The organism is Enterobacter sp. 118C5 (assembly GCF_034107645.1).
Taxonomy (GTDB): Bacteria; Pseudomonadota; Gammaproteobacteria; order Enterobacterales; family Enterobacteriaceae; genus Enterobacter; species Enterobacter nematophilus.
Genome location: NZ_JAWNEU010000002.1, coordinates 1 through 8,474, shown reverse-complemented (window position 1 = coordinate 8,474; position 8,474 = coordinate 1). Strand labels below are relative to the sequence as shown.

The 8,474-nt window shown below is 53.6% G+C and carries 9 protein-coding genes and 1 pseudogene; 4 read left to right on the top strand and 6 right to left on the bottom strand.

Going from position 1 to position 8,474, the window contains the following annotated elements:
* Positions 1-156: 156 nt before the first annotated feature.
* Positions 157-513, bottom strand: a complete 357-nt coding sequence (locus UTO39_RS05280) for a hypothetical protein (protein ID WP_028014145.1) — start codon at positions 511-513, stop codon at positions 157-159.
* A 204-nt stretch (positions 514-717) separates the two neighbouring features.
* On the bottom strand, positions 718-1,635 hold the full coding sequence (locus tag UTO39_RS05275; protein WP_320726660.1) for a LysR family transcriptional regulator: 918 nt from the start codon (positions 1,633-1,635) through the stop codon (positions 718-720).
* Positions 1,636-1,733: 98 nt separating this feature from the next.
* Here UTO39_RS05275 and UTO39_RS05270 point away from each other — a divergent pair, with 98 nt between their 5' ends.
* Positions 1,734-2,456, top strand: a complete 723-nt coding sequence (locus UTO39_RS05270; RefSeq protein ID WP_061097330.1) for an SDR family oxidoreductase — start codon at positions 1,734-1,736, stop codon at positions 2,454-2,456.
* A gap of 52 nt (positions 2,457-2,508) precedes the next feature.
* Here UTO39_RS05270 and UTO39_RS05265 read toward each other — a convergent pair whose 3' ends face one another.
* The 3 genes from UTO39_RS05265 to UTO39_RS05255 form a co-directional block, all read right to left on the bottom strand.
* Positions 2,509-3,255 (bottom strand): SDR family oxidoreductase, encoded by a 747-nt coding sequence (locus UTO39_RS05265; protein ID WP_320726659.1) that lies wholly within the window; start codon positions 3,253-3,255, stop codon positions 2,509-2,511.
* A 101-nt stretch (positions 3,256-3,356) separates the two neighbouring features.
* A complete protein-coding gene (locus tag UTO39_RS05260) occupies positions 3,357-4,238 on the bottom strand; it encodes a helix-turn-helix domain-containing protein (protein ID WP_061097332.1) in 882 nt (293 codons plus the stop codon).
* A gap of 18 nt (positions 4,239-4,256) precedes the next feature.
* Positions 4,257-4,922: an NADPH-dependent F420 reductase gene (locus UTO39_RS05255; RefSeq protein ID WP_266180008.1), complete on the bottom strand. Its 666-nt coding sequence runs from the start codon at positions 4,920-4,922 to the stop codon at positions 4,257-4,259.
* 59 nt (positions 4,923-4,981) lie between these two features.
* Here UTO39_RS05255 and UTO39_RS05250 point away from each other — a divergent pair, with 59 nt between their 5' ends.
* The 3 genes from UTO39_RS05250 (at position 4,982) to UTO39_RS05240 (ending at position 7,804) form a co-directional block, all read left to right on the top strand.
* Positions 4,982-5,743: a LysR family transcriptional regulator gene (locus UTO39_RS05250; protein ID WP_320726658.1), complete on the top strand. Its 762-nt coding sequence runs from the start codon at positions 4,982-4,984 to the stop codon at positions 5,741-5,743.
* A 254-nt stretch (positions 5,744-5,997) separates the two neighbouring features.
* Positions 5,998-6,774 (top strand): isocitrate lyase/phosphoenolpyruvate mutase family protein, encoded by a 777-nt coding sequence (locus tag UTO39_RS05245; protein WP_266179967.1) that lies wholly within the window; start codon positions 5,998-6,000, stop codon positions 6,772-6,774.
* Positions 6,758-7,804, top strand: a complete 1,047-nt coding sequence (locus UTO39_RS05240; RefSeq protein ID WP_320726867.1) for a methylated-DNA--[protein]-cysteine S-methyltransferase — start codon at positions 6,758-6,760, stop codon at positions 7,802-7,804. Before UTO39_RS05245 ends, UTO39_RS05240 begins: the two co-directional genes overlap by 17 nt.
* A 434-nt stretch (positions 7,805-8,238) precedes the next feature.
* Here the strand turns inward: UTO39_RS05240 and UTO39_RS22320 are convergent.
* A pseudogene (locus UTO39_RS22320) lies at positions 8,239-8,346 on the bottom strand (hypothetical protein); the annotation flags it as partial.
* Positions 8,347-8,474: the final 128 nt, after the last annotated feature.

Here is an 8,474-nt window from a genome sequence, read left to right as displayed (position 1 = left end):
TAACCTGCTTTATTTTCAATGCGGTTCATTCATTAACCTGATGCTGAGGTCGAAAAAATATGACCACGGGGATGGGCAACCGGACGTTTGCAATAAGACCCTTTGTTCGAAGCAATAAAAAGGGCCGCTAGCGCGGCCCTGAGGTGAGTGTGTCGGTTATTCAGTGACTTTCTTTTCCAGCTCGCTGGCACCTTCTTTGGTTTTGTTCCAGCCTTTCTCAGCGCCTTCTTTAGTGGCATCCCACCCTTTCTCGGTGCCTTCTTTGGTTTTATGCCAGGCTTTCTGGGAATCTTCGCTGACTTTGCTGCCAAAGCTTTCGCTCTTGCCTTCCGCAGCATGCTGCTGTTTCAGCTTCAGCTCTTCGCCTTTGTTCTGCTCTTCGTGCAGTTTTTGCTTCGCTTCGTTGGCGTTTGCGTTCGCCGCAGCGACGGTATCGTCAGTTGCATGTGTGGTCGCAGCAAATACTGGGGAAGCCAGCAGAACGGCAGATAATGCGATAATTGTTTTTTTCATAATATCCTCATTTAACGTTATCGGTTATGAGCGTGATTCAGCATGGCACAGACGAAGCGGGGTGGCTTTAGGAAAAAACTGTAATGAGATCAAAGTATCTTGTGTCCGTTTTTACTTTTCCATGGGAGGAGGGCGGTGTCGTTGATGTTTATCAAACGGCGGTGGCAGGGTAAGGAAAATCTGCACGGAAGGGTCTGCGCCCTGTTAGCTTTGAACAGTTTGCGCTGCCGCTGGCTGTCGCCACTGACGGACGTGCTCGATCAGGGCTCTTAGCTTGGGTGCCATATTGTGACGCTGGGGAAAATAGAGATAAAAGCCGGGAAAAGAGGGAAGAAACGTATCCAGCAGGGCAACAAGCTGCCCCGTTTCAATATACGGTGTGAATGTATCCTCCGTGGCCAGGGTTATGCCACCGCCGGCCAGTGCCAGGCTGAGCATGAGGCGCAGATCGTTGGTGGTGATCTGCGGTTCAATCGCCACATCGAAGGGAACGCCCGCCTCCACAAATTCCCAACGATAGGGGGCAACGTCCGGGGCAGGGCGCCAGCCGATACACCGGTGAGTAACCAGCTCCCGGGGGTGCTCAGGTATGCCGTGAGCCGCCAGATAGGACGGCGAAGCCACCACCCTCTCACGCTGCTGGCCCGTAAGGGGAACGGCGATCATGTCTTTTTCGATAACTTCACCCAGCCTTACCCCAGCGTCATAGCCCGCCGCCACGATATCGAACTCCTCATCCGACACGAAGATATCAAGCGATACTGCAGGATGCGCAGCCGCAAACGACGCGAGCAGCGGGCCAGAGAGAAACGCTTCCGCAATTGAGGTGACCGCGATTCTGAGCTGGCCGCGCGGTGTGGTGTCCGACGCGACGTCTTCAAAGGCCGCTTCAATATTGGCGACGGGGCCCTGCAACGATTTACGCAGCCGTTCACCTGCTTCAGTGAGGCTTACCGAGCGCGTGGTGCGCATCACCAGCAGGGTTTGAAAACCATCTTCAAGGCGCCTAATCCCCTGACTGACAGCGGAGCGGGTTATGCCCAGCCGCACGGCGGCAGCGCTGAAGCTGCGCTCCTCGGCGACCGCCAGAAAAACGGGTAACAGATTGAGATCGATTTTCATTGTTTAACATGGCTAACCAGTGAGTCCAGTAAAGGCAGGATACAAGAAACAATGATGAGTATCTATTATCTCGTTGAACTCAACTGAAGGAGCAAAACATGAACAAAGTCATCTTAATTACCGGTGCATCAAGCGGTATCGGAGAAGGTATTGCCAGAGAGCTGGGCAAGGCAGGCGCGAAGGTTTTCCTGGGCGCTCGCAGGCTGGATCGCATCAACGCCCTGGCTGCTGAAATCCGCAGTGCAGGGGGGGAAGCAGAGGCCGCAGTCTTAGACGTTACCAGCCGCCAGTCGATGGCTGACTTCGTGCAGGCAGCGCGTGAAAAATGGGGCCGCATTGACGTGCTGATTAACAACGCGGGCATCATGCCCCTTTCTCCGCTTTCGGCAGGCAAGCAGGATGAGTGGGAGCGCACCATTGACGTCAATATCAAGGGCGTGCTGTGGGGAATAGGCGCCGTTCTGCCGATTATGGAAGCCCAGGGCTCGGGACAAATCATTAATATCGGCTCGATTGGTGCCTTGTCCGTTGTGCCCACGGCTGCCGTCTACTGTGCGACCAAATTCGCCGTACGGGCGATTTCGGATGGTTTACGTCAGGAAAGTTCGAATATCCGCGTGACCTGCGTTAACCCTGGAGTAGTGGAAAGCGAACTGGCCTCGACCATTACGCACCCGGAAACCATGGCGGCGATGGACGCGTATCGTGCTATTGCCCTCAAACCTGCTGATATCGCCCGCGCCGTGCGCCACATCATCGAGGCGCCTGAGAGTGTCGATACAACAGAAATCACGATCAGACCGACGGCATCTGCGAACTAACGTCGCGGATGAAAATTAGCGGGTCAGGCATTGCCTGACCCGCTTTACTTTCTTACCAGGGCTGCTCGGTCGGCATAATAAACAGCTCTGCCATGTCCACATGTTCCGGTGCCTGCAGCACGTAAACAATCGAGTCGGCGATATCGTCGGCTTTCAGGAACGTCATCTTCTCCTTCAGCTGTTCCATCTGCGCGCGATAATTGTCGTCACTGATATGCTCGAATAATTCACTTTCTACGGCTCCCGGCTGGAGCGAGGTGACGCGAATGTTGAACTGCGGCGCCAGCTCCATACGCAAAATATCCGAGAAGGCGGCAACGGCGTGCTTCGTTGCACAGTACACCCCAAGCCCGGGGAACGTTTTGCGCCCGGCGATCGACGAGGTATTGATGATGTGACCAGACCGCTGCGACTGCATAATCGGCAGCACGGCCGCTACGGTGTTAAACAGGCCTTTTACGTTCACGTCTACCATTCGGTGCCATTCATCGACTTTGAGGCTGGCAATATCCGAGATCGGCATCAGCCCGGCGTTATTGAAGGCTATATCAATATGGCCATAGCGTTTGTGCAGTGTCGCGACCCCTTCATTAACCGAGGCCGGGTCAGTGACGTCCATAACCAGCGCCATGGCTTCACCGCCGTCAGCCTCAATTTCAGAGACCAGCGCCTGCAGGCGATCCAGGCGGCGAGCGGCGAGACCGACCCTGACGCCCTGTTCCGCTAATTTTTTTGCCGTGGCGGCACCAATCCCGCTTGAAGCACCGGTGATGAGAGCGACTTTATCTTTAAGTTCCATAACTGATCCTCGTGAGAGTTAATTTCAACGCTTCAGAAAGAACGTCTGAAGTACGGGTCAATAATGGATGTTTCAGGCGGTGGCTTCGCGCGGGCTTTTGCTCAAACTGTCGGACTTTTGCTGCGAACGATATCGCTGCGATAGTGCGAGGGCGTCACGCCGTTATGCCTGAGGAAGACGGCAGCAAAGTGGCTGGGGCTGGTGTATCCCACGTTCAGGGCAATATTGATAATGGAATCATTGGTTTCCGACAGCATGCGGCGCGCTTCCTCCATGCGTAGCCGGATAAAATAGTGGGAGGGCGAAAGCCCGGTCGACTGTTTGAAGGCACGGCTAAAATGGTATTCGCTGAGATCGGTCAGCTTAGCCAGCCGTGCCAGGTCAAACGGCTGGGCCAACCCTTCTCGCATTGCCGTGAAGACCCGGTGCAGTTTAAATGCCTGTAGCCCACCACGGTGTCGTTTCGTGTGCGTGCCGTAGGTGCGAACCAGGTGTACCGCCAGCGCCTGGGCAATCCCCTGGATAAAGGGGCCGCTTGGGGGAGTATGCAGATACAGCTCCTGGCGTATCTGTTCCAGCAGGGCGGATAGCGTTTCGTCGCGCGCGCCGGAGACCTCCCGCAGTTCACACTCCTGCATCATGGCCACGCCGATATACACATGCATGACGATGAACGGTATATCTGGCTCGGCTTGCCACCGCATTTCAGTGGGAGAGGGCGCCGTCGTGAGAAAGAAATCGCCTGCGGTAACGCGGTTTGCTAACCACGCCTCGCCGGGGGAACGCTCCTCAACAACGGCTTGACCAGAGAGGATCCAGACGATAAAGGGCTCCGGAACCGCCGGAATAATGACGTTTTCCTGGACTTGTCTGCGGGCCAGAATTTGAACGAATACATCCCGGGAAGATTGTGCCCGATGCTCCCGGAGCAGCTTGCCGGGAAGGTATTCTTCAAACGTCTCTGCGGAAGTTCGCTGAGTCATCGTTATCGTTGCCTTTTGCTATGCCAGTTGCACCAGATTAACCGCCGGAAGAGGCCCTCCAGGGAATTGTTGGAGCGTCCCGCCGATCTCAAGACTGCCTAAATCAATGCTTGCGAAGCCCAGCTGCCCGGCTAACGCTTTCACTTCCGCCTTCGCATCTGCATCGTCTCCGGAGATAAAGACGACACGACGGCCACCCGCTTGCGCCGGATCCTGAGCCAGCACCCCTGCAAGAAGGGTATTGAAGGCTTTGACGACGCGAGCCCCCGGCGCCCACTGGGTCACCACCTGGCTTGAGTTTTTTCCGCCCAGTTCTGCCAGCTTATAGCCTGGCAAAAGTACCGGGTTTGTGGCGTCAATCAGGATGCGTCCATTCCAGGTAATTCCGCTTAACGCGGCTTCGGTTTTGTCCCAGTTAGTGCTGACAAAAACGATGTCGGCTTCAGCGGCCTGCTGTGCGGTGCCGGCGCGAGCCCCGCGGCCCAATCCTTCAACCACGTCAGACAGGCTTTCCGGCCCGCGGCTGTTGCTCAGAATAACGTTCATGCCCGCATTTACCAGCTGTTTCGCAAAGGCTTGCCCGATTGCACCAGCGCCGATAATACCTACAGTTTTTGTTTTCATGCTTAATTTCCTTCTGGAAGAGTAGTGAACATGCGTAGAGAGTAGTAATCTTCGACCTATCTGAATAGCCTATATAATTAGATGGGTTCCATCTGCCGGAGCGATACATGCTGGACGGTATGTCTGTTGATCAACTGCGCACATTCATTGCCGCCGTTGATGAGGGAAGTTTTTCGGCCGCCGGTCGTAAACTGCGGCGCGCGCAGTCGGTTGTCAGCGCGACGCTGGCCAATCTTGAGGCGCAGGTCGGATTTCCATTATTCGATCGCTCCGGGCGATATCCGAAACTGACGGAGGCGGGCGTCGCGATGCTGGAAGCGGCGCGCCTTGCCGCTGCCGGAATGGACGCCTTTAAGGCTAAGGCGCGCACCTTAGCCGAAGGCCTTGAGCCTGAACTGGCGGTCTCCGTCGATGTGATGTTTCCCGTTGCGCAGCTCACCGCTGCGGTGCAGGCGTTTCATCAGGTATTTCCCGACACGCCGCTGCGTTTGTATGTGGAAGCGTTAGGGGCGGTGCTCCAGCCTCTGCTGGACGGCCACTGTCGGGTGGCGATTATCGGCTCGCTGCCGCATATTCCGGCTGGATGCACCTCAGAATTTCTTCTCAGCGTGCCGGCCGTGGCCGTTGTCTCACCTGAACATCCGCTGGCTAACCTGCCAGGGCCGATCCTCCGCTCGCTTTTAGCGGAACACGTTCAGCTGGTGCTGGCCGATCGTTCGTCGCTTACCGTGGGCCGGAGCTTTGGCGTGATGTCGTCAAAAACCTGGCATTTGGCCGATATGGGCGCGAAGCACGCCTTCCTGCGCGCCGGGCTTGGTTGGGGCTATATGCCGCTGCAGTGGTGGAGGAGGACCTTGCGACGGGTAAGCTGGTCGCGTTGAATTTGCAGATACAGCCTGACGTCGGACCGGGTTTTGCCATGCAGGCCGTGCATTTAGAAGAACATCCTCCGGGTCCGGCCGGACGCTGGTTCATTAATAAGCTCAAAATGCAGGCTGGCGCGTCTGGTTTACAACAGATCTGACCGGTCTGCGAATCCAGACTACGCTTGCTAAAAAATGGTCGTCTGAATTTCGGTTGTGACGTTTTTACTGAATGCTTAGATTCATTTTCAATCTGTTGAGAGGAAATGAATATGAATTTTGCAGAACTCCACAACCAGCATGAGCCCCTGCTGATCGCCAACGTTTGGGACGCCGCCAGCGCTGTCGCAGCGCAAGAAGCAGGCTATCAGGCACTGGGAACGTCCAGCGCGGCAATAGCGTCCACGCTGGGATATGAAGACGGGCAGGGAATGCCGTTTAACGAATTATTTTATGTGGTCACCCGTATCCGGGCTGTCAGCAGCCTGCCATTGAGCGTTGATATGGAAGCAGGATATGGCGATTCAGCCGAAGAGATAGTCGCCCATCTCAGACGCCTTGCTCAGACAGGCGTATCAGGCGTCAACCTCGAAGACAGCAGAGTCATTAACGGGGGGCGTCAGCTTGACGATGTCTCTGATTTTTCCCGTAATCTGAGAACAGTAAGCAATGCGCTGAGAAGAGAAAACTGCAGCCTGTTTCTGAACATCCGGACTGACGCTTACCTGCTCGGGCATGAAGATGCATTGCAGCAGACGATATTGCGGGGTCAGCGCTATAAAGCTGCAGGTGCCGATGGCCTTTTTGTTCCCTGTCTGACGTCAGAGAAAGACATCAGCCTCATTGCAGAGGCAACGGGTCTGCCCCTGAACGTCATGTGTATGCCCGATCTTCCGTCGTTCGACAGGCTGAAACGGGCCGGGGTAAACCGCATTTCAATGGGCAATTTTGTTCATTCAGCCATGCAGTCAACGCTGAGTGATGTAATGCATGCGATTCGAACTCGTCAGACGTTTGCAGGACTTTTTAGCGATGAAAATAACCGATAAGAATTTGTGTGATATCTGGTATCAGGCATTACTCGAACGAGATTCAGAATATACCGGCGTATTTTTTGTTGGCGTCAAAACCACTGGCGTATTCTGCATTTCGGTATGCCGGGCGCGAAAGCCCAGACGCGAAAATGTTGAATTTTATAAAGATGCCAAATCTGCCCTGGCGGACGGCTTTCGTCCCTGTAAGGTCTGCAGACCCGCTGAAAATGCGCACAGCGCGCCATTATTTGTTGAACAGGCGCTTGCGCTTGTCAGGCGCGATATAAAATCCCGCGTAACAGACGCGGAACTTCGTCAGCAGGGGATCGGTCCGGAGCGGGTAAGGCGTTGGTTCCTGCAACATCACGGCATCACTTTTCAGGCTTTCCAGCGAATGCAGCGGGTGAACGTAGCCTTGCAGGAGCTGAAAAGCGGGCGAGCGGCTACTGACGTTGCGCTGGACAATGGCTATGAATCCCTGAGCGGGTTTGGTTACACCTACAAGCGGATTACTGGCGCAGCGCCAACTCAGGCAACCGAGGTGATTGTCATTCATCGGTTTACCACTACGCTTGGGCCTATGTTTGTCTGTGCGACAGAGCGGGGAGTCTGTCTGCTGGAGTTTACCGATCGCCGGATGTTAGAAACAGAATTCCGCGATATCCAGCGTTTGTTTAACGCCAGAATTGTCACCGGTGAAAACAGCCATACCCGACAAGCAGTAAAAGAAATCAGCGAGTATTTTGCTGGAACTCGCCGACAGTTTGATCTCTCTGTGGATGCCCCGGGCAGTGATTTTCAGCAATCCGTCTGGCATGAGTTGCGTGCAGTTCCCTATGGACAGACTTCGCACTATCAGGCCATTTCGCTAGGGATGAATAAGCCCAATGCTGTGCGCGCCGTCGCTGCTGCAAATGGCGCAAACCGGATTGCCATTGTGATCCCTTGCCACAGGATAATTGGCAAAGATGGAAAGATGACGGGTTACGGCGGCGGTATTTCGCGCAAAGAATGGCTCATTGAGCATGAGCGAAACAATGTTTGATGGCGTAATGTTCCAGTGTAGCCGGAATATTTTACGAACTTCGCGGGGGAAATTGCAGGCACAAAAAAGCCCGCAGGGCTTTCAGGACTTCATCGGATGACTCTAGTAATCACTGATGGAGAATTTTGGGTTGGCGGAGTCTGTCTTTTTTTAATCTATTGATTTTTATTGTTAATTTTTATTTTCGTTGTTGGGCGTATACCAATTGCTGATGTTAATCCCCAAAAACTAGAACATGAATTAACAACAACTGTCAGGTTATCTCATAAAGCCCAGAAAATACTTTTATTTGGATTATGGTTCACAGTGGTCGCTCACGGTTTATTTAATAAAATCAGTATGTTGTTAAGTTATCTCTTTGTGAAGAGTAAATAGTAAAGTCTACATTGCTGTACTAAATGAAAAAAAACCGGCGAAGGCCGGGCTGATTGCATCTACTTATCTCCAATATCCCCACATTTGGGAAGCCAGTCAGAATTGCTTTCCTCACTGAGGGCTAGGTTAATCTGCATTCCCTGATTAGTCCGCTGCTTCTCGTACTGCTGGCGTGCGGAATAGCTAGAAACAAAGATTGCAAAAGATGTAGACAGGTATTAATAATGAGAAAAGTCCTGTTGAGTTTTAGTAGTTATTAAATTGGATTGATTTTTTCTGTATATAAATACAGTAC